The organism is Mycolicibacterium hippocampi (assembly GCF_010723735.1).
Classification (GTDB): domain Bacteria; phylum Actinomycetota; class Actinomycetes; order Mycobacteriales; family Mycobacteriaceae; genus Mycobacterium; species Mycobacterium hippocampi.
The window spans coordinates 345851-365770 of record NZ_BLLB01000002.1; the positions used below are offsets into that span (position 1 = coordinate 345851).

Here is a 19920-nt window from a genome sequence, read left to right on the forward strand (position 1 = left end):
GTCCCGGTATGTGATTCACAGCTCCATCCAACCGCACCCGATCCTCAGATCGGGGTCAGGCCGTGCTTTCGCTGCACCCGGTTGATCTGCTTGTCACGAAGCAGGTGCATGGATTTACGGAGCAGCAGCCGGGTCTGGTGCGGCTCGATGACACCGTCGATGAAGCCTCGCTCGGCAGCCACCCACGGCACCGCCATGGTGGCGTTGTAGCCCTCGATGAAGTCGGCCTTGATCTTCTGCACCTCAGGGGCGGTCGGGTCAGGGAACCGCTTCACCAGCAGTTGCGCGGCGCCCTCGGCGCCGATCACCGCGATGCGGGCCGTCGGCCAGGCGAAGTTCAGGTCGGCGGTCAGCTGCTTGGAACCCATCACCGCGTAGGCGCCGCCATAGGACTTGCGCACGGTGATGGTGACCTTCGGGACGTCGGCCTCCACCACGGCGTTGAGGAACCGGCCGCCGCGCTTGATGATGCCGCCCTTCTCCTGTTCGACGCCGGGCATGAAGCCGGGGGTGTCCACGACGAACACCAGGGGCGTGTTGAACGAGTCGCAGAACCGGACGAACCGGGTGGCCTTGTCGGACGCCTCGTTGTCGATCGCACCCGACATGTACATCGGCTGGTTGGCGATCACTCCGACGGGTCGCCCGTCCACTCGGGCGAACGCGGTGATGATCGCCGGGCCCGACTGCTCCCCGACCGAGAACACGTCACCGTCGTCGAAGATCCGCAGCAGGATCTCGTGCATGTCGTAGGCGGTGTTGTCCGCATCCGGCACGATCGAGTCCAGTTCGAGGTCGTGCGGGGTGATCTCCGGTTCCAGGCCCGGGTTGATGATCGGCGCGTCGTCGAAGGTGTTGGCGGGCAGGAAGCTCAGGTAGTCCCGCACGTACTGGAACGCCGCGGCCTCGGACTCCACGACCTGGTGGATGTTGCCGTAGCGGGCTTGGGCGTCGGCGCCGCCCAGTTCGTCGAGCGTGACGTCCTCTCCGGTGACGTCCTTGATCACGTCGGGGCCGGTGACGAACATGTAGCCCTGGTCGCGCACCGCGACCACCAGGTCGGTCTGGATCGGCGAGTACACCGCGCCGCCCGCGCACTTGCCGAAGATCAGCGAGATCTCCGGCACCAGCCCGCGCAGCAGCTCGTGCCGGCGGCCGAGTTCGGCGTACCAGGCCAGCGACGTCGCGGCGTCCTGGATGCGGGCGCCGCCGGAGTCGTTGATCCCGATGATCGGGCAGCCGACCATCGCCACCCACTCCATCAAGCGGGCGACCTTGCGGCCGAACATCTCCCCGACCGAACCCTGGAAGACGGTCTGGTCATGGCTGAAGACCCCGACGGGGCGGCCGTCGATGGTGCCGTGACCGGTGACGACGCCGTCCCCGAAGAGCGCGTCGGGATCCCCCGGCGTCTTGGCCAGCGCACCGATCTCCAGGAAGCTACCGGGATCCAGAAGGGAGTAGACGCGCGCCCGCGCGCTCGGGATCCCCTTCTTGTTCCGCTTGGCGACCGCCTTCTCGCCGCCTGGCTCCTTGGCGAGTTCGAGCTTCTCGCGCAGCTCGGCGAGCTTTTCCGCGGTCGTCGTCGGGGCTTTGGGGAGAGGTTCTGCCGTCACTTGGGTGTGTCCTCCTCGTCGGTTCCGGCCTCGACGCTGCCCTCGATCGCAGTGATCGCTTCGCTCATGTGGGCGCCGACCTTTGCAATGTACGGCTCGTCGATGGCCTGGATGTGCTCGCCCCCGATGGGCACCACCTCGAGGTCGGCGACGTATTCACCCCAGCCACCGTCGGGCTGGCGGATCGCGTAGCGGGGCTCGAAGAAGATCGCGTCATCGTGATAGCGGTCGGCCATGTACAGCGTGACGTGACCGTTGTAGGGCTGGATCTCTGCCGTTTCGAGCAGGCGGTTGTCCAGGTAGGACGTCCGCTGGTGCTCGATGATGCCGCCGGGGATGTCCACGCCGCTGTCCTTGACGGCGTCCAGGATGTACTGCACCTGGCCCGCGTCGTCGAGACCCTCGAGTTCCTCGTAGGGGATCGGCGGGACCTCGACGTTGAAGGTGCGCTGGGCGAACAGGGCGTAGCGGTCCCAGCGCGCCCGGGTCTCCTCCTTGGTCTGCGGCACCTCCTCGCCGGGCCGCACCATGTCGATCAGGCCGACGAAGCGGACGTCGGCGCCCTCGCGCTCGAGGCCGATCGCGCAGGCGTAGGCCAGCGCGCCGCCCAGCGACCAGCCGACCAGGATGTACGGGCCGTTGCCCTGGATCTCGCGCAGCTTCGGCAGGTACTCCGCCGCCCGCTCCTCGATGGATCCCTCGACCCGCTCGATGCCGTACATCGGAGTGCCCGCCGGCAGTCGCTTGAGCAACGGCTCGTAGACGACGGTGCTGCCGCCGGCCGGATGGAACACGAACACGGGCACCCGGTTCGACCCCTCCGGCCTGGCCCGGATGGTGCGCACGAACCCGTCGAGCTCGCCCGCGTCCATCTCGTCACGGACCACCGTGGACAGGTCCTGGATGGTGCGGGCCGCGGCGACCTGCTCGGCGGTGATGGTGCCCTCGGCACGTTCGGAGAGCCGCACGGCGATCTTCTCGGCGACGTCGTCGCCGATGGAGGGCAGCTCGTTGAACACGCCACCTGGGGACTTGCCGGTGACGATCGCCCAGGTGGCGAACGTGACGCGTTCGGCCGCGTCGCGCGGCGGGACGTCGGCACCGAGCGCCTCGGTGACCGCCTCCTGGGTGAGCACCTTCGCGGCCATGCCTGCGGCTGACGAGCGCTCGCGCGAGGAAACATCAGATCCTGACGAGCGCTCGCGCGAGGAACCATCAGACCCTGACGAAGGCTTTTCGGCTGCCGGTCCCTCGGGATTAGTGGGCGGCGCCGGGATCGACGGTCCGCTCGGGTCCGTCGGGGGAGCCGGGATGTCCGGCGACGCTTCGGTTTCCGCGGCGATCGGGTGGCCGGCTTCGGCGAGCTTGGCCTCCAGTTCGGCGACCGTGGTGGCGCCGCCCATCAGCTCGGCCTGCGCCGCGGCGATCTCCTCGGCGGTCTGGCCCTTCTGCTGTTCGGCGAGCTCGTCGACCTCGTCGCGGTGCTCGATCGCGTAGGCGATGAGCTTCTCCACGGCGTAGAGGTTGGCATCGCGCACCGCGGTCAGCTGAATCGGCGGCAGATCGAAGTCGTACTCGACCCGGTTCTTGATCCGCACCGCCATCAGCGAATCCAGACCCAGTTCGATCAGCGGCACCTCCCACGGCAGGTCCTCGGTTTCGTAACCCATCGCGGCGCCGACGATGGTCCCCAGCCGCTCACCGATGGTCTCACCGGAGTCCGGTGACCACTTCGCGAAGCCCGCCGCGATGCCTGCGCCGGCGGTGAGGTTGTCGTGGAGAATTTCGGCGTCGTCCTCGGGTGTCTCTTCTGTCGGGGTCGCGATGTTTTCGGCAACGGTGCCCACACCGACCGCGGTGGGCAGCGCCACCTGCGCATCGCCGCGAGCCACGATCGCGTCGTAGACCAGGGTGAACGATTCGTCGATCCTGGCGTGCACCTGCACACTCGCCCCGCCGGGGTGCCTGGTCAGCGTGGTGACCAGCCGCGCTCCGTCGGCCGGAACGGCGCGCTGCTCGGAGGCGACCAGCTTGGCGTCCGGAAGCACCGCAGCCGCAGCGGCTTTCACCAGCGCAGCCAGGTCGGTCTGGCCTCGCGAACTGTACTCGAAGACATGCCTGCCGTCGGGCGTCGCGACGTGGTTGCCCGGGATGACCGCCGAGCTGTCGCCGGTGAAGTGCGCGTCGAGCCAGTGCGGCTTGCGCCGGAACCTGGTCGGCGGGATGTCGGCGAAGTCCAGCGCGCCGGCCAGCCCGCGCGAGCGCCGCGGGAACAGCGTGCGGAAGTCGAGGTCATGGCCGTACACGAACAGGTGCGCCATCGCGGTGGTCATCGAGTCCACCTCGTCCTGCTTGCGCGCCAGCGTCGCGATCAGCTGGGCATCGTGCAACCCGGCCGACGCCGTCGTCAGCCCGACCTGCATGAGCGCCACCGGGTTCGGGGCCAGCTCGAGGAAGGTGGTGTGCCCGTTGTCGACCGCGTTGCGGACGCCGTGGGTGAAGTAGACGCTGTGCCGCAGCCCCTTCTTCCAGTAGTCCACGTCGTGGATCGGGTCGGCACCCGCGCGCATCAGGTTGCCCTCGTGCACTGTCGAGTAGTAAGGGATCTGCAGCGGATGCGCTTCGATGCCCTGCAACTCGGCGGCGAGCTCACCCAGCAGCGGGTCCATCTGGGAGGTGTGGCTGGCCCCCTTGGTCTGGAACTTGCGGGCGAACCTGCCCTCCGACTCCGCCCGGGCGATGATGGCGTCGACCTGGTCGGGCGGGCCACCGATGACGGTCTGGGTGGGCGCGGCGTACACGCACACCTCGAGGTCCTTGAAGTCGGAAAACACCGTCTCGATCTCCTCGGCGGAGTACTCCACCAGCGCCATCAGCCTGATGTACTCGCCGAACAGCATCGCCTCGCCCTCACCCATCAGATGCGAACGGGCGCAGATGGTCCGGGTGGCGTCGGCCAGCGACAGCCCGCCGGCGAAGTACGCCGCGGCCGCCTCCCCCAGCGACTGGCCCACCAGCGCACCGGGGGTCGCGCCGTGGGCCTTGAGCACCTCACCGAGGGCGATCTGGATCGCGAAGATGGTGACCTGCGTGGTCTCGATGCCGTAGTCCTGCGAGTCGTCGAGGATCAACTCGACGACGGAGTAACCGAGTTCGTCCTGGACCAGCGCATCGACCTTGTTGATCCACTCGGCGAACGTCTCGTCGCGCAGATACAGGCTCTTGCCCATCTTGCGGTGCTGGGCGCCGAAGCCGGCGAGCACCCACACGGGGCCGTTGGTGACCGGTCCGTCGGCGCTGAGCACGATCGGGTTCGGCTTGCCCTCGGCGAGCGCACGCAGTCCCTTGATCGCCTCGTCGTGGTCGTGGGCGAGCACCACCGCGCGTGAGCGGCCGTGGTTGCGCCTCGACAGCGAGCGCCCGATCGACTCCAGCGAAGATTCCCGGCCCGCCGGGCTGTCCATCCAGTCTGCGAGCTCACCGGCGGTGGCCCGCTTGCGCGACGTCAGGAATCCCGAAACTGCAAGGGGAACAAGCTTGGCTGTGGGCTCTGCCGCCTCAGCGGCCTCGAGCTCCTCACGGGCGATCTCCAGCAGCCGCAGCGCCTCGTCGGTCAGCCCGGGGAGCTCGGGTTCGTCCTCGATGACCGCGGCGGGGGCGTCCAGAGCATCGTCGTCATCATCGTCGGCGCCGCCCTGAGTGACGAACTCGCCGTACTCGTCCATCCGGACCCCGCCGACGTACACGGCCGTCGCGTCGTCGTTGGCCGGGGTGACGACCGCGACGTCGGGTTCGGGGATCGGTTCGACCAGGTCGCTGGGCAGCACCTCGCGCAACACCAGGTGCGCGTTGGCGCCGCCGAAGCCGAAGCCGGACACCCCGGCGATCGCCGTGCCGCCGTAGCGCGGCCAGTCGGTGACGGTCTCGGCGACCTTGAGGTGTTCCTTGTCGAAGTCGATGTACGGGTTGGGCCCGGTGTAGTTGATCGACGGCGGGATCTTGTCGTTGCGCAGCGCCAGCGCCACCTTCGCCAGGCTCGCCGCACCCGCAGCCGACTCAAGATGTCCCACATTGGATTTCACCGCACCGAGCAGTGCGGGACGGTCGGCGGCACGACCCCGGCCGATGACCCGGCCGAGCGCGTCGGCCTCGATCGGGTCACCGAGGATGGTGCCCGTGCCGTGCGCCTCGACGTAGTCGACCGTCCGCGGGTCGATACCTGCGTCCTTGTACGCCTTGCGCAGCACCGCCTCCTGCGCATCGGGATTGGGGGCGAGCAGACCGTTGGAGCGTCCGTCGTGGTTGACCGCACCGCCGGCGACAACCGCCAGGATGTCGTCACCGTCGCGGCGGGCGTCTTCGAGACGCTTGAACACCAGCATGCCGCCGCCCTCGGAGCGGGCGTAACCGTCGGCGTCGGCGGAGAACGACTTGATCCGGCCGTCCGGCGCGAGCACCCCGCCCACCTCGTCGAAACCGACGGTCACCATCGGGGTGACCAGAGCGTTGACGCCGCCGGCGACCACCACGTCGGCATCGCCGGAACGCAGCGCCTTGATGCCCTCGTGCACGGCGACCAGCGACGATGAACAGGCGGTGTCGATGGACATCGACGGCCCGCGGAAATCGAAGAAGTACGACACCCGGTTGGCGATGATCGCACTGGAGTTACCGGTGATCGCGTACGGGTGCGCGACGGACGGATCCGACAGCGCCATGATCATGTAGTCGTTGGTCGAGCTGCCGACGAACACGCCGACGTTCTCGCCACGCAGGCTGGACGCCGGAATCCTGGCGTACTCCAACGCTTCCCACGTCAGTTCCAGTGCCATCCGCTGTTGCGGATCGATGTTGTCGGCCTCCATCTTCGACAGCGCGAAGAACTCGGAGTCGAAGCCCTTGATGTCGGACAGGTAGCCGCCGCGGGTGTGCGCCTTGGCGACCCGCTCGGCGACCCGCGGCTCGGAGAGGAACTCCGACCACCGCCCCTCCGGCAGGTCGGTGATCGCGTCGCGGCCTTCCAGCAGCGCGGCCCACATCTCGTCGGGGGTGTTCATGTCGCCCGGGAAACGGGTGGCCACACCGACGATCGCGATGTTGGCCACGCCCTCGTCGACCTCGCGCGACCAGTCCTCGGTGTCGAGCGCGGACATGTCGATCTCGGGTTCGCCCTCGACGATCACCGTGGCCAGCGATTCGATGGTGGGATGGCGGAACGCGACCGTCGCGGTCAGCGTCACCCCGGTGAGATCCTCGATGTCGCTGGCCATCGCGACAGCGTCGCGGGACGACAAGCCCAGTTCGACCATCGGTGTCGACTCGTTGATCGAGTCGGGCGACTGCCCGGTGGCGTTGCCGATCCAGTTGCGCAGCCACTCGCGCATCTCGTTGACGGTCATGTCGGCGCCGTCGCCGGTAGCCGGCACGTTGCCCGAATCATCTTGTGGTTGCGCCATGTTCACATAACCTCACGATCGACACGCGGCCGTGGGCCGCCGTTGCCGTTGCTGTAGTTGAGCCTCAGTCCGACTCGTCGGGGAAAGCATTGGCGACCTTGCCGCTGCGCAGGCTGCCGTCCAGGTAGGCCGAGCGGCAGGCGCGTCGGCCGATCTTGCCGCTCGATGTCCTCGGGATCGCGCCGGCCGGGGTCAGCAGCACGTCACGCACCGTCACCCCGTGGCGCACCGCGATCGCCGCGCGGATGTCGTCGGCGATCGGGGCCATGTCCAGTTTGTGTGCACCCGGTGCCCGTTCCCCGACGATGACCAGTTGTTCGGAGGTGTCGTCGGGGTCGCGCTTGAGGCCGGCGTGGGAATTGTCGAAGACCTCGTCGGGAAGCTGGTTGGCCGGCACCGAGAACGCTGCCACGAATCCGGTCCGCAGCGCCTTGGTCGACTCCTGCGCCGAGTACTCCAGGTCCTGGGGGTAGTGGTTGCGGCCGTCGATGATGACCAGATCCTTCACCCGGCCGGTGATGTAGAGGTGGCCTTCGTGATAGGCGCCGTAGTCACCGGTGCGCACCCAAGTGGCGTCGTCGGTGGCGCCGGTGGCGTGCGACGGGTCGGTGCGCGACTTGAGGATGTTCTGGAAGGTCTCGCGGGTCTCCTCCGGCTTGTTCCAGTAGCCGGTGCCCATGTTCTGGCCGCTGATCCAGATCTCGCCGATCTGACCGTCGGGCAGTTCAGACGCCGACTCGGCGTCGACGATGACCGCCCACTCGGCGACCCCGACCTGACCGGCCGAGGCCTGCGAGACTGCGCTCGGTGAGTCCGGCGCCACCTCGACGAACCGGTGGTTGTTGAGCTGCTCGCGATCGACGGTGATGATCTTCGGCGACTCGTTGAAGTGCGTCGAGGACACGAACAGCGTCGCCTCCGCCAGACCGTAGGACGGCTTGATCGCCTGCGGGCGGAAACCGTACGGACCGAACGCCTCGTTGAAGTTGCGCACGGTGGCCGCCGAGATCGGCTCGCTGCCGTTGAGCAGCGCCTTGACGTTGGACAGGTCCAGCGGCGGCTCGCCCTCCTTGGGCAGACCGCGCGCCGCGGCGTGGTCGAACGCGAAGTTGGGGGCCACCGAGATGACACCGCCGGTGTCGTCGGGCTTGCGCGCCATCTCGCGGATCCAGCGGCCCGGCCGGCGGACGAACGCCGCAGGGGTCATGAACGAGATGTAGTGGCCGATCATCGGCGACAGCAGCACGGTGATCAGACCCATGTCGTGGAAGAACGGCAGCCACGACACCCCGCGGTCGCCTTCTTCCCCCTGCAGCGCCTCGATCACCTGCACGACGTTGGTCGCGAGGTTCAGGTGGGTGATCTGCACACCGGTCGGGATCCGGGTGGAGCCGGAGGTGTACTGCAGGTAGGCGACGGTGTCGTGCTTCACCTCGACCGGTTCCCAGGTGGCGCCGACCTCGTCGGGCACCGCATCCACGGCGATCACCCGTGGCCTCTCCTTGGCCGGACGGCTGCGGAAGAACTTGCGCACCCCCTCGGCGGCTTCCGTGGTGGTCAGGATCGCCGACGGGCTGCAGTCGTCGAGCACGGCGTGCAGGCGGCCCACATGGCCCGGCTCGGAGGGATCGAACAGCGGCACCGCGATGCGGCCCGAGTAGAGAGTGCCGAAGAACGCGATCAGGTACTCGAGGTTCTGGGGGCAGAGGATGGCCACCCGGTCGCCGGGCTGGGTGACCTGCTGCAGCCGGGCGCCGACCGCGCGGTTGCGCTTGCCGAACACCGCCCAGCTCAGATCACGCTCGACCCCGTCACGTTCGGTCGAGAAGTCCACGAAGCGGTAGGCCATCTTGTCGCCACGAACCTTCGCCCATCGTTCGACGTGCTTGACCAGGCTCCCGTTGTCGGGGAACTTGATCAATCCGTCCTTGATGAACGGGTTATGGAAGGCCATTTCACACTCCAATCGAACGGGATCGGTGACCCCACTACAGTTGTAACGGGATTGCACCAGCCCGGAGATCGTACCGGGGAGAAGCCTCCCCCAACCCTCAGCCGCCGGTCACGCTCTTAGATTTTCCTTAATGTTAGGCCATGTTAGGTCTACGCCCGCCATCAGGCCAAATCAACGCGGTCACGTGTCAGCCATGTTTTGGCTGCGGAGCGTTATCGATCAGCCCCTGTGCCCAGTTCAGTGTCCACTGCGTCGCCGACAGACCGTCGATGTTCCAGAACTCCGGCGTGGCGTACATCGCGTGCACGGGCTGACCCGCCCCGCCGCTGAGCACCTCCAGGGTCTTCGGCAGCGCGGTGATGTTGAACGCCGACTCCGGTGCCGCACAGATCAGGTCACCACGCGCACAGATCTCGTTGGTCCGGTTCTCCAGCATCCCGAAGCCGCCCGGCCGGGGCCCCGACATCGTCAGCCCGAGCGCCGAGAGCGTCGGCACCTCGTGCAGCGTGATCTCCGCGCCCTGCCCCTGGGCGTTGGGGCCGACGTCCTGCCCGACGCCGGCCTGCCGGCGGCCGTCGGCGATCAGCGTCACACCCAGCACCAGGTCCTCGGCAACGGGTCCGCGGCCGTTGCCGATATCGCTGGCGATATCGCCGGCGATCACCGCGCCCTGGGAGAAGCCGACGAGGACGTAGCTGGTCAGCGGGCAGCGGTTGTTCATGTCCGTCATCGCCTTCACCGTGGCGCGAGTGCCCTCGGCGCGGCTGTCGTTGTAGGACATCTGGCGGTCGGCCGACAACGGATTGTGGAACTGGGCGGTGTACGGAACGGTGAACACCTCGAGGCGGTCCGAGCTGAACTGGGCACGGATCGGGTTGGTGACGTTGAGCAGCAGCGCGGCCGGGAACTGCACCGGATTGAACGGGTCCATCTGCACCGATGACTCCCACGTGCCGGGGATCGAGATCAGCTGGACGTCCGGGCAGCTGGCGTCCTGGAACTCGGGGCGCGGGGCCGTGGTCGGAGGCACCGCCGTGGGCGGCACCGCGCTGGGCGGCACGGCGGTCGGTGGGGCGTCGGGCCGACGCAGCACGACCACCACGATCGCGACGATCAGCACCACGACAAGGCCCACCGCTCCGGCTGCGAACAGCGCGAGAAGGCGGTGGCGTTTCCGCCGGTTGGACTTGGCCATTGAGTTCTAAGCTCCTGCTAGCAGAGTCGTTCTGTCGCGATCCGGATGTAATCGGCGGTCACGGCGTTGATCTCGCCCGCCGAGGGCGCCATCGCCCTGACGCCGTCACCGTTGGAATCGGCGACCTCGTTGCGTACCAGCGGCGCCACGAAGTCCCATACCGCTTGGTCTGTGTGGTTTGCCGCGTGCGCCTGGCACACGTAGGAGCCGATGCTCAGCGCCGCCAGGTCGCTGGACGGGCTCACGCCGGCCTCCTGCAGCGCGTCGAGATAGGCCTGCTGCCTCGGGGTGACGACCAGGGCGTTCGATTGGGCGCCGGGCTGGCCGGGGCCGGGCTGGGCGCTGGACTGACCGTGCGGAGGCGCGGTCTGGATCTCCGACCCGAGGCCCGCCATCATGTCCTCGCTCAACGAACATCCCGTCAACCAGCAGGTCGAGGACGCGAGCAGCAACGACAACCCTGCCATTCCTGTCCTCACCGACCTCACAGCGTGTTGCACGACTCCAAGGTACCGGCTGCCCACCGACCGACCGGACCAGCACAACACGGCGGCGCGGCTACTTGATGGAGGCGACCAGTTCGCCCGACATGGCGGCCAGCTGCCCGCTCCAGGAACCCCAGTCGTGGTTGCCGGACGTTGGGAAGTCGAAGTGCGCGTTGCTGCCACCGATGGCGCGATAGTGCTGGTAGAAGGAGCGGTTGCTGCCCTGCGCAATAGCGCAGTAGTCGATCATGGCGGCCGGGTCACTGCAGGTGGTGGTGGCCGGGCTGAACACCCACAGCCGGGTGTTGTTGTTCACCAGCAACTGCGCGTGCACATCGGGGTCGTGCCATTTCCAGCGGCCCAACTGTGCCGCACCCCACATCGCTTGGGTGTTCACGCCGCCGAACCGTGCCATGCCTGCGGTGATGGCACCGTTCGTGTACGTGTTCGACGGGTTCAGAAAGCCCGACATCGATCCCGCGAACCGGTAGCGGTCCGGGTGGAAGGTCGCCATCGTCAGCGCACCGGTACCGCCTTGGGCGGCTCCGACGATCCCGTGCCCGCCGGGGGCAAGTCCCTTGTTGGCGGCCAGCCAGTTGGGCAGCTCGTCGGCGAGGAACGTCTCCCACTGCTTGCTGCCGTCCTGCTCCCAGTTGGTGTACATGCTCCATGCGCCACCGGCGGGGGCGGCCACGGAGATGCCCTGGCCGGCGAGGGTGTTCATGGCGTTGCCTGCGGTCACCCAGTTACTGACGTCGGGTGCGGCATTGAACGCGTCCAGGAGCACGACCGCGTGCGGGCCGCCGCCCTGGAATGCGACCGGGATGTCGCGGCCCATCGCCGGTGAGGGCACCATCAGGAACTCGACACCCTGGGCATGGGCGGTGGGCGACCCGGTGCCCCAGTGCGTCGGCAGCACCATGCTCACCGACATCGCCACCACGGCCAGCACCGCGACCGTGATCCTTCGCGTCAACGCCCGCATCTGCCCCACCTCATGTCTCGCATACCTGGCGACACCCGGCGCATCACCAGTCGGCCCTACCGCAAGGTAGTGAATCACACCACCGCGACGGGGCGGGGCCAAAGCGACTGACGGCAGTGACCCTCGGAGAGGATCACCGCCGTCATTCACGTGCTTGGCGTCGAAGTGCCTAGCCGCCCATCGCCGGGGCGTCTACCGGCGCTTCGACCGGCGCCGGGGGTGCCGACGGCTGCGGCACCGCACCGAGTGCCCGCTGGATGTCGGGCTTCATCTGCTGGAGCTGCTGGCCCCAGTAGCCCCAGCTGTGCGTTCCGTTGGACGGGAAGTTGAACACACCGTTGCGACCGCCCGCGGCCAGGTACTCCTCCTGGAAGGTCTTGTTGGTGCGCAGCGTGAAGCCCTCGAGGAACTTGGCGTTGAACAGGTTGCCCGAGCTGGAGCCGGCGTCGAGTTCGGACGGCTTGCCGTTGCCGCAGAACACCCAGAGGCGGGTGTTGTTGGCGACGAGCCTGTCGATGTTGACCATCGGATCGTTGCGCTTCCACGCCGGATCACTGGACGGCCCCCACATGTCCTCGGCTTCGTAGCCGCCCGCGTCACCCATCGAGATGCCGACCAGCATGGGCCACCAGCCCTCGGAGAGGTTCAGGAAGCCCGACAGCGAGCCCGCGTACTGGAACTGATTCGGGTGGTAGATCGCCAGCGTCATCGCCGCAGAACCGGCCATCGAGAGGCCCACTGCCGCGTTGCGGCCCGGATCGACACCCTTGTTGGCGGCCAGGTAGGCCGGCAGCTCGCTGGTGAGGAAGGTCTCCCACTTGTAGGTGCTGCAGCCGGAGTTGCCGCACGCCGGCTCGTACCAGTCGCTGTAGAAGCTGGACTGACCACCGACCGGCATGACGACCGCCAGACCGGAGTCGACGTACCACTCGAACGCCGCGGTGTTGATGTCCCACCCGTTGAAGTCGTCCTGCGCACGCAGACCGTCGAGCAGGTAGACGCCGGGGGCGTTGGGGCCACCGCTCTGGAACTGGATCTTGATGTCGCGGCCCATTCCGGCCGAGGGCACCATCAGGTACTCCACCGGCAGGCCGGGACGTGAAAAAGCTCCCGCCGTCGCCGTGCCGCCGACAGCGCTGATCAGGCCTGGCACCACGGCTGCCGCAAGGGCCGCCACCGTGAGCCTGCGCCCGAGGGTCTTCGCTGCGCCACGCAGCCCCGAAACGAGCTTCATCCTTGTGTTTTTCCAATCTGTCGTGAGCAGCGCTGGCGGGCTGGACTCGAAGTCCCCGCACCGGCCACGTCGCCCGTGTAGTCAACCACACCTTTGTGGCGTTCTCTCCTCACCGCGAAGCCGCTCACGGTGCCCTCACATGCCTTATCCGACCGACATGGCTGTCGCGTTACGAAAGCAGAAAACCTGCTCTGCCAGCAAATCGCCCTCCGTTCACGGACCTGTTGCGGGCAGCCCGGTGTAGGGCGGATTCACCGGCTCCGGTATCGGAATACCGCACCTCGCAAGCTCGTAGCGCGGCACCCTGTCGATGCGGTACGACGTCAACTCCGCGGCGTTGAGCAGGTTCGACAGGAATCGCCTCGGCCCCATCGGGGCGCGGATCGCGGCCAGGGCGGCCTCGGTGTCGGGGCACTTCAGCGCCGCTTCGGCCTGCCTGATCCAGTCCTCGTCGAGATAAACCGGGATGTACGGCGGCTCCTTGAGGAAAGGACCCTCGGCGACAGCCCAATCGGGGAACAGGTTCTTGTCGTGACCGATCCGGCCGTCCTCGATACGGGCGGTGCGCGCCGCCAGCGGGTTCGCCAGACCGATCTGATCGATCACCCGGACGTCGAGACCGACATTCATCCCCAGCATGCCGAGATTGGTGAAGAACACGGTGTGGGGCCCGGTTTGATCCGCCGACTCCGGTGGAGCGTCCGGCGGTGGCGGTATCGCCGGCACCACATCCCAGGTGTCGTAGCTGCCGGCGGGCAGCAGCAGTGCGCCGTCGGGGGTGTTCTCGATCGCGGTCAGCACGGCGCGCATCCGTGGGTAGTCGAGGTAGTCCGCGGCGGTCAACGGGTGCGGGTTGCCGGTCGCCTGCGCGTAGAAGCGACGCTCGTCGACGATTCCGGTATAGGTCACCCGGGTGGCGTCGGCTCCCATGCCCGGCGAGTTGGCCGCCCACAGCGCCCACCCCGCAACCGCCAGCCAGAGCACGCTGGTGGCGCCGGCATACAGATAGCCCGCCCCGCGGGCCATCCGCGAGCGGTCGGGCAGCATCAACGGAATCACGGCGACGGGCGCCAACAGGCAGAACAACGGTGTCAGCAGCACCCGGCCATGCATGAAGTCGCCGCCTTGGCGGATCCAGTAGACCGCCTGCAGGAGTCCGCTGACCACCATGAAGATCACCACCGCCTGTGGGGTCTGCACCGTGCGCGCCAGCCAGCGGGCGCCCGCAGGCGCCCGGCGGTTCACCCACGACGGCCGGCCGCGCAGCAGCATCACCATCAACGCCAGCCCCACCAGCAGCACCGCGGGCGCCCACAACAGGTAGGGCTGGTTGAAGTTGGCGAGGTAGACGAAACCCTGCTGCCACTTCGCCCCGGTGGCGTCCTTGGCCACCGCGGTGCCGGGGACCAGCAGCCCGTAGTACCCCATCCGGAAGATCTGATAGGCCACCGGTAGCAGCCCGCCCGCGGCGACGATCAGCGCGCGTCGCCGCCAGTCGGGTGCCGCGATCAGCATCATGATCAGTGCGACGCCGCCGATGAGAGCGAGTTCGGGACGCACCAGCACGCTGAGCCCGGCCACGAACGCCAGCGAACCGTCGAACACGGGCGAGGTCTGTGAGGTCTGTGAGGTCCGTGAGGCCTGAAGCCCGCGCAGTGCCTGCGACCAGCAGACCATCATCCACCACAGCAGCCCCAGATAGGCCAGCACCAAACCGTTCTCGAGCCCGGAGGTGGCGAAGTCACGGGCCGGCGGCACCGCGATGTAGACCAGTGCGCCCGCCGGTAGCAGCAGTGCGCGCCGCCCCCGTAGGCTCGGCGCATACAACCTGGCGGTGCCCAGCATGACCAGTACCATCCCGAGCACGCTGAACACCAGCGCCAGCGTCAGCGCCACGTACTCCAGCCGCGCCGGCCCGGAGACCAGCCCACCCGCGTACATCAGATACGACCACACCGTCGAGGTGTTGGCCTCCACCCGCTCCCCGGCGTTGAAGACGGGACCGTTGCCCGCCAACAGGTTTCGCACGGTGCGCAGCACGATCAGCCCGTCGTCGGCGATCCACCGGCGCTGCCAGGCGCCCCAGCCGAACAGCGCGGCCACCACCGTCACGCTGACCCAGAGACTGATGCGGACCGAGACGTCGTAAGGATAGGCCGGCCAGCGGGTCAACCGGCCCGCCATCGCTGCGGTCAGCGGATCAGCTGAGGAAGATTGCGCCACCGATGGTTCCGATCCAGGCCAGCGCCAACACCTGAAGCACTCGGTCCTTGAGCGCGATCTCCTCCGGCTCGCCTGCCATCCCGCCGTCGACGTCGACGGCGTACCGCAGGATCGCGACCGTGAACGGGACCATCGAGACCACGAACCAGGAGGTGTCTCCCGTCGCGTCGCGCTCGAACGCCCACAGCCCGTAACACAGCACCAGAGACGTCGCCGACAGCGTCCACACGAAGCGCAGATAGGAACTGGTGTAGCTCTCCAGCGATTTACGGATCTTGGCGCCGGTCCGCTCGGCCAACTGCAGTTCGGCGTAGCGCTTCCCGGCCGCCATGAACAGCGAGCCGAACGCCATCATCAACAGGAACCACTGCGACAGGGGGACATCCGCCGCGACGCCGCCGGCGATCGCCCGGATGAGGAAGCCCGAGGACACGATGCAGATGTCGATGACGGGCTGGTGCTTGAGGCCGAAGCAATAGGCCAGCTGGATGCCGATGTAGATGGCCATCACCAGCGCCAGATCCGGTGTCACCAACCACGAGATCGCCAGCGACGCAGCACCCAGCACCGCCGCCAGCGTGTAGGCCAGCCACTCGGGCACCACCCCTGCGGCGATCGGCCGGAACCTCTTGGTCGGATGTGCCCGGTCTGCGTCGACATCACGGGCGTCGTTGATCAGGTACACACACGACGCGGCCAAGCTGAAGACGACGAACGCCAACAGCACCTTGACCAGCACTTCGCGGTAGTCGTACGCGTAGCGGTCGTCACCCAGCGCGGCCACCGGGGCGGCGAAGACAAGGACGTTCTTCACCCACTGACGGGGCCGAAGCGCCTTGACTATTCCCGCGGCCAGGCTCTTCGGGGGACCTGCGGCCGAACCTGTCTCCTGGCCGAGCTGGGATGCGCTCATTGTCGCCGACCCCTTTCTTCCACCGTGCCCACCACCTTCGCCACCGCCGCCCCTACCGCGACGCCGGCGAGGACGTCGCTGGGGTAGTGCACACCGAGGACCAAGCGGGACAGCGCCATCGGCGGGATCAGCAAGGCGGGCAATGGGAGCCGGGTGGGACGGGCCAGCAGCATCGATGCCGCGGTTGTCGAGGTGGCATGTGCGGACGGAAAGCTCAGTCTGCTCGGGGTGCCGACGTTGACCGCGATCGCCGGGTGGTGCGGACGTTCGCGGCGGACGATCCGTTTGACGACCACGGCACTGGCGTGCGCCAGGAATGCGCCCGCACCCGCGGCCAGGAACTCCCGGCGGCGGCCCGGACTCACCAGCGCGCCGAGGGCGGCCACGCCGAGCCAGCCCAGGCTGTGTTCCCCGAAGTGCGAAAGACCGCGGGCGGCGGCCAGTACGCCGGGCCGGCCTGCAACCGCCGACTGCACGGCCACCAGTGCGAGGTCCTCGCCCGTGGGCGGTACGACTGGATCAGCGATCACGGGATGCCACGACCCCCTGCTGTCCGGAGTTCAGCACGGTCTCCCAGCGTTGTTTGCTCGTCAACATCGGCAGGGCGTCGCGGTACACCCTGCGCATCCGGTTGAACTTGCGCGCCAACAGCAGGTGCTGGCGCAACGATGTCCGCAGCAACTCGATCATCTTCTCGCGGTCTCGCTGCCGGAAGACCACCCCACGGCCGTCCGCGGTCGTCACGGTGACACCGTCGACCCTGCAGAGCAGAAACCAGCGGGCGTCCTGGGTGGCGACGTTGAGCTGGGGCCGCTGGTGATGGGCCGGATCGTGCTCGGTGAGCTGATGCGCCACGCCGCGAAGCAGCCGAAGTGCGATGGCCGGCTTCGAGGTCGGGATCTTCACCTTCTTGCGGCGCTTGTCCGACGGAGCCGGAAGTGCGGTGGCTCCCGGCAGCACGACGGCATCGGGGTACCCGCTGCGCATCGCCCGTACATCCGGCAGCGCGGACTCCAGGATGGAGAAGATGTGCTCGGGACCGGCCAGGAAGTCGGCCATCGCCCGGTTCTGAATCGCGACTGTCGAATACTCAAGGCACAGAAGATGTTTCAGTGTGGCCTTGATCGACGAGGCGAGAAGGCCGCCGACGCCGCCGTCCCAGTGCAGGGCGGCCACGGCCAGTCGGTTGCGCAGGTGGAAATACGCCTGCCAGTCGATCGCGTCGTCCTTGTCGCTCCACGCCATGTGCCAGATTGCCGCCCCCGGGAGGGTGACCGTGCCGTAGCCGTGCTCAGCTGCGCGCAGCCCGTACTCGGCGTCGTCCCACTTGATGAACAGCGGCAACGGCTGGCCCAGTTCCTCGGCCACCTGCCGCGGGATCATGCACATCCACCAGCCGTTGTAGTCCACGTCGATCCGGCGGTGCAGCAGCTTGCTGCGGTCCTCCTCGTCGACCAACGGATACTTGGCGAAGTCGTGGTCGTATTCGGTGTTGGGGGCGTTGGTCCACATGAAGTTCGCCCGGTCGACGACCTCGCCCATGACGTGCAGGTGCGACGGCTCCTGCAGGTTGAGCATGTGCCCGCCGACCAGCGTGGGCGACTTGGCGAACCTGTTCATCGCCAGCGCGCGCAACACCGAGTCCGGCTCGATCCGGATGTCGTCGTCCATGAACAGGATCTGCTCGCAGTCGGTGTTCTTCAACGCCTCGTACATCACCCGGCTGTAGCCGCCCGAGCCGCCGAGGTTGGGCTGGTGGTGCACCGACAGCCGGGAACCCAGCCCCGCCGCCGCGGCGGCGAAGCCCGGGTGGTCCTGGGCTTTGTCGGTTCCCTGATCGGAGACGATGACCGCACCGATCACCTTGTCCACCAGCGGATCCGACGTCAGTGCGGCCAGCGCGTTGACACAGTCGGACGGTCGGTTGAATGTCGGGATGCCGACCGTGACATCGGCCCGTCCCGGTGCGGGCATCGGCGCGTACCAGCCGGCGCTGCGCAGCGTGACCGCGGAGTTGGTGGTGATGTCGAACCAGATCCACCCGCCGTCCTCGAACGGGTCGAGCCCGATCTCGAACTCCACCACCGCGGTGTCTGCGTCACCGCTGGCGAACGAGTCGCCGCTGACGGTGATGCGGGCGCCGGTGGCCTTGGTGCGGTAGACGTCGACGCGGCCGCTTCCGGTCAGCTCGACCCGCAGCACGACCGAGTCCAGCGTCGACCAACGGCGCCAGTAGCTGGCCGGGAACGCGTTGAAGTACGTCGCGAAGGACACCTCGGACTCGGCACCGATCTCCAGTTCGGTGCGCGTCGGCGGATGAGCGCGCCGCGCGTTGGTGACCGACTCCTCGATGTAGAGCTTTCGGACGTCGAGCGGCTCGCCGGGTCGCGGCAGGATGACGCGGGCCAGCAGGCTGACAGCCCTTGACTGTCCGGCCTCGAGCGCGCCGGACGGGATGTCACTCAACGGTGCCTCTTTTCATGGGGTGTTGCTTTCTGTTTCGGAGTCGACCAACGGCGCGCCGTCGCGCAGGTGGGGCGCGAGGGTGTTGTCGTACATGTTCAGCGCGCTGGCGATGGCCATGTGCATGTCCAGATATTGGTAGGTGCCGAGGCGGCCACCGAAGAGCACCTTCGATGAGGCGGTCTCGGCCCGTGCCCGCTCACGGTAGGCACCCAGCACCGCACGGTCCGCGTCGGTGTTGATCGGGTAGTACGGCTCGTCGTCGTCGGCCGCGAACCGGGAGAACTCCCGCATGATGACGGTCTTGTCGGCCGGGTACGACCGTTCGGGGTGGAAATGACGGAACTCGTGGATCCGGGTGTAGGGCACGTCGATGTCGTTGTAGTTCATCACCGGCGTGCCCTGGAAATCCCCGCAGTCGCGCAGCACTTCGAGCTCGAAATCCAGCGTGCGCCAGCCCAGCCGGCCGTCGACGTAGTCGAAGTAGCGGTCCAGCGGACCGGTGTAAACAACGGGAGCCCCCGGGTTCGAACTGCGCAACGTGTCACGGACGTCGAACCAGTCGGTGTCGAGCCGGACTTCGATACGGTCGTCGGCGGCCATGTTCTGCAACCAGGCCGTGTAGCCGTCGACGGGCAGGCCCTCGTAGGTGTCGTTGAAGTAGCGGTTGTCGAAGGTGTAGCGCACCGGCAACCGGTTGATGACCGACGCCGGCAGATCAGAGGGGTCGGTCTGCCATTGTTTGGCGGTGTAGCCCTTGACGAACGCCTCGTACAGCGGCCGGCCGATCAGCGAGATCGCCTTCTCCTCGAGGTTCTGCGCGTCGGCGGAGTCGATCTCGCTGGCCTGCTCCCTGATCAGCGCCCGTGCCTGGTCGGGGGTGAAGTACCGGCCGAAGAACTGGCTGACAAGGCCCAGACCCATCGGGAACTGGTAGGCCTGCCCGTCGTGCAGCGCGAACACCCGGTGCTGATAGCCGGTGAACTCGGTGAACTGCCTGACGTAGTCCCACACCCGCTGGTTGCTCGTGTGGAACAGGTGCGCCCCGTAGCGGTGCACCTCGATGCCGGTCTCCGGTTCGGGCTCGGAGTAGGCGTTGCCACCGATGTGGGGGCGCCTGTCGACGACGAGGACGCGCTTGCCCAGCTGCGTCGCGGCGCGCTCGGCGATCGTCAGACCGAAGAACCCGGAACCGACGACAAAGAGATCGAAGTCCTCGCTGGGCGGGAGCTCGACGGCGCGGGGATCAGGAGAGATCATCGGCAGCAAGGGTATCCGACCACCGTCGGCAGTCCCGACTTGGCCGAGCCGGGCAGGTCGCAATTAGCTCACGATTCCGCATCGTCACTCTAGTCCCAGTAGTCACATCAGTAACATCGACGGCGTACGAAGAATC

General features: G+C 67.6%; 12 protein-coding genes. All 12 read right to left on the reverse strand.

The features are described from left to right. Positions 1–44: 44 nt before the first annotated feature. The 12 genes from G6N53_RS02640 to glf all read right to left on the reverse strand — a co-directional run bounded on the left by G6N53_RS02640 (position 45) and on the right by glf (position 19784). Entirely contained in the window at positions 45–1616 is a 1572-nt protein-coding gene (locus tag G6N53_RS02640; protein WP_163886864.1) for an acyl-CoA carboxylase subunit beta, read from the reverse strand. Beyond that, entirely contained in the window at positions 1613–7072 is a 5460-nt protein-coding gene (gene pks13 / locus G6N53_RS02645) for a polyketide synthase Pks13 (protein WP_163886866.1), read from the reverse strand. Before pks13 ends, G6N53_RS02640 begins: the two co-directional genes overlap by 4 nt. Positions 7073–7136: 64 nt before the next feature. Next, positions 7137–9026, reverse strand: a complete 1890-nt coding sequence (fadD32, locus tag G6N53_RS02650; RefSeq protein WP_163886868.1) for a long-chain-fatty-acid--AMP ligase FadD32 — start codon at positions 9024–9026, stop codon at positions 7137–7139. 187 nt (positions 9027–9213) lie between these two features. Next, entirely contained in the window at positions 9214–10221 is a 1008-nt protein-coding gene (gene culp6 / locus G6N53_RS02655; protein ID WP_163886870.1) for a carboxylesterase Culp6, read from the reverse strand. 17 nt (positions 10222–10238) lie between these two features. Beyond that, positions 10239–10688 (reverse strand): DUF732 domain-containing protein, encoded by a 450-nt coding sequence (locus tag G6N53_RS02660; protein ID WP_205390261.1) that lies wholly within the window; start codon positions 10686–10688, stop codon positions 10239–10241. Positions 10689–10779: 91 nt separating this feature from the next. Next, a complete protein-coding gene (locus tag G6N53_RS02665; protein ID WP_205390262.1) occupies positions 10780–11691 on the reverse strand; it encodes an esterase family protein in 912 nt (303 codons plus the stop codon). Between the two features lie 169 nt (positions 11692–11860). Next, the gene (locus G6N53_RS02670; RefSeq protein WP_163886872.1) at positions 11861–12925 is read right to left on the reverse strand and encodes an esterase family protein; all 1065 of its coding nucleotides are present in this window, start codon (positions 12923–12925) and stop codon (positions 11861–11863) included. 213 nt (positions 12926–13138) lie between these two features. Next, positions 13139–15148, reverse strand: a complete 2010-nt coding sequence (gene aftB / locus G6N53_RS02675) for a terminal beta-(1->2)-arabinofuranosyltransferase (RefSeq protein ID WP_371870794.1) — start codon at positions 15146–15148, stop codon at positions 13139–13141. Continuing rightward, a complete protein-coding gene (locus G6N53_RS02680) occupies positions 15126–16061 on the reverse strand; it encodes a decaprenyl-phosphate phosphoribosyltransferase (protein ID WP_163886874.1) in 936 nt (311 codons plus the stop codon). The genes aftB and G6N53_RS02680 overlap by 23 nt, the downstream gene beginning before the upstream one ends. Continuing rightward, positions 16058–16591: a phosphatase PAP2 family protein gene (locus G6N53_RS02685; RefSeq protein ID WP_237166345.1), complete on the reverse strand. Its 534-nt coding sequence runs from the start codon at positions 16589–16591 to the stop codon at positions 16058–16060. Before G6N53_RS02685 ends, G6N53_RS02680 begins: the two co-directional genes overlap by 4 nt. Beyond that, entirely contained in the window at positions 16581–18527 is a 1947-nt protein-coding gene (locus tag G6N53_RS02690; RefSeq protein WP_163886876.1) for a glycosyltransferase, read from the reverse strand. Before G6N53_RS02690 ends, G6N53_RS02685 begins: the two co-directional genes overlap by 11 nt. Positions 18528–18539: 12 nt before the next feature. Further along, positions 18540–19784: a UDP-galactopyranose mutase gene (gene glf / locus G6N53_RS02695; protein WP_163886878.1), complete on the reverse strand. Its 1245-nt coding sequence runs from the start codon at positions 19782–19784 to the stop codon at positions 18540–18542. Positions 19785–19920 lie beyond the last annotated feature (136 nt).

Bases quoted from the DNA above. Each gene is read 5' to 3' on its own strand.
- pks13 (WP_163886866.1), bottom strand. From the start codon at position 7,072: ATGGCGCAACCACAAGATGATTCGGGCAACGTGCCGGCTACCGGCGAC.
- fadD32 (WP_163886868.1), bottom strand. From the start codon at position 9,026: ATGGCCTTCCATAACCCGTTCATCAAGGACGGATTGATCAAGTTCCCC.
- culp6 (WP_163886870.1), bottom strand. From the start codon at position 10,221: ATGGCCAAGTCCAACCGGCGGAAACGCCACCGCCTTCTCGCGCTGTTC.
- G6N53_RS02660 (WP_205390261.1), bottom strand. From the start codon at position 10,688: ATGGCAGGGTTGTCGTTGCTGCTCGCGTCCTCGACCTGCTGGTTGACG.
- G6N53_RS02665 (WP_205390262.1), bottom strand. From the start codon at position 11,691: ATGCGGGCGTTGACGCGAAGGATCACGGTCGCGGTGCTGGCCGTGGTG.
- G6N53_RS02670 (WP_163886872.1), bottom strand. From the start codon at position 12,925: ATGAAGCTCGTTTCGGGGCTGCGTGGCGCAGCGAAGACCCTCGGGCGC.
- G6N53_RS02680 (WP_163886874.1), bottom strand. From the start codon at position 16,061: ATGAGCGCATCCCAGCTCGGCCAGGAGACAGGTTCGGCCGCAGGTCCC.
- glf (WP_163886878.1), bottom strand. From the start codon at position 19,784: ATGATCTCTCCTGATCCCCGCGCCGTCGAGCTCCCGCCCAGCGAGGAC.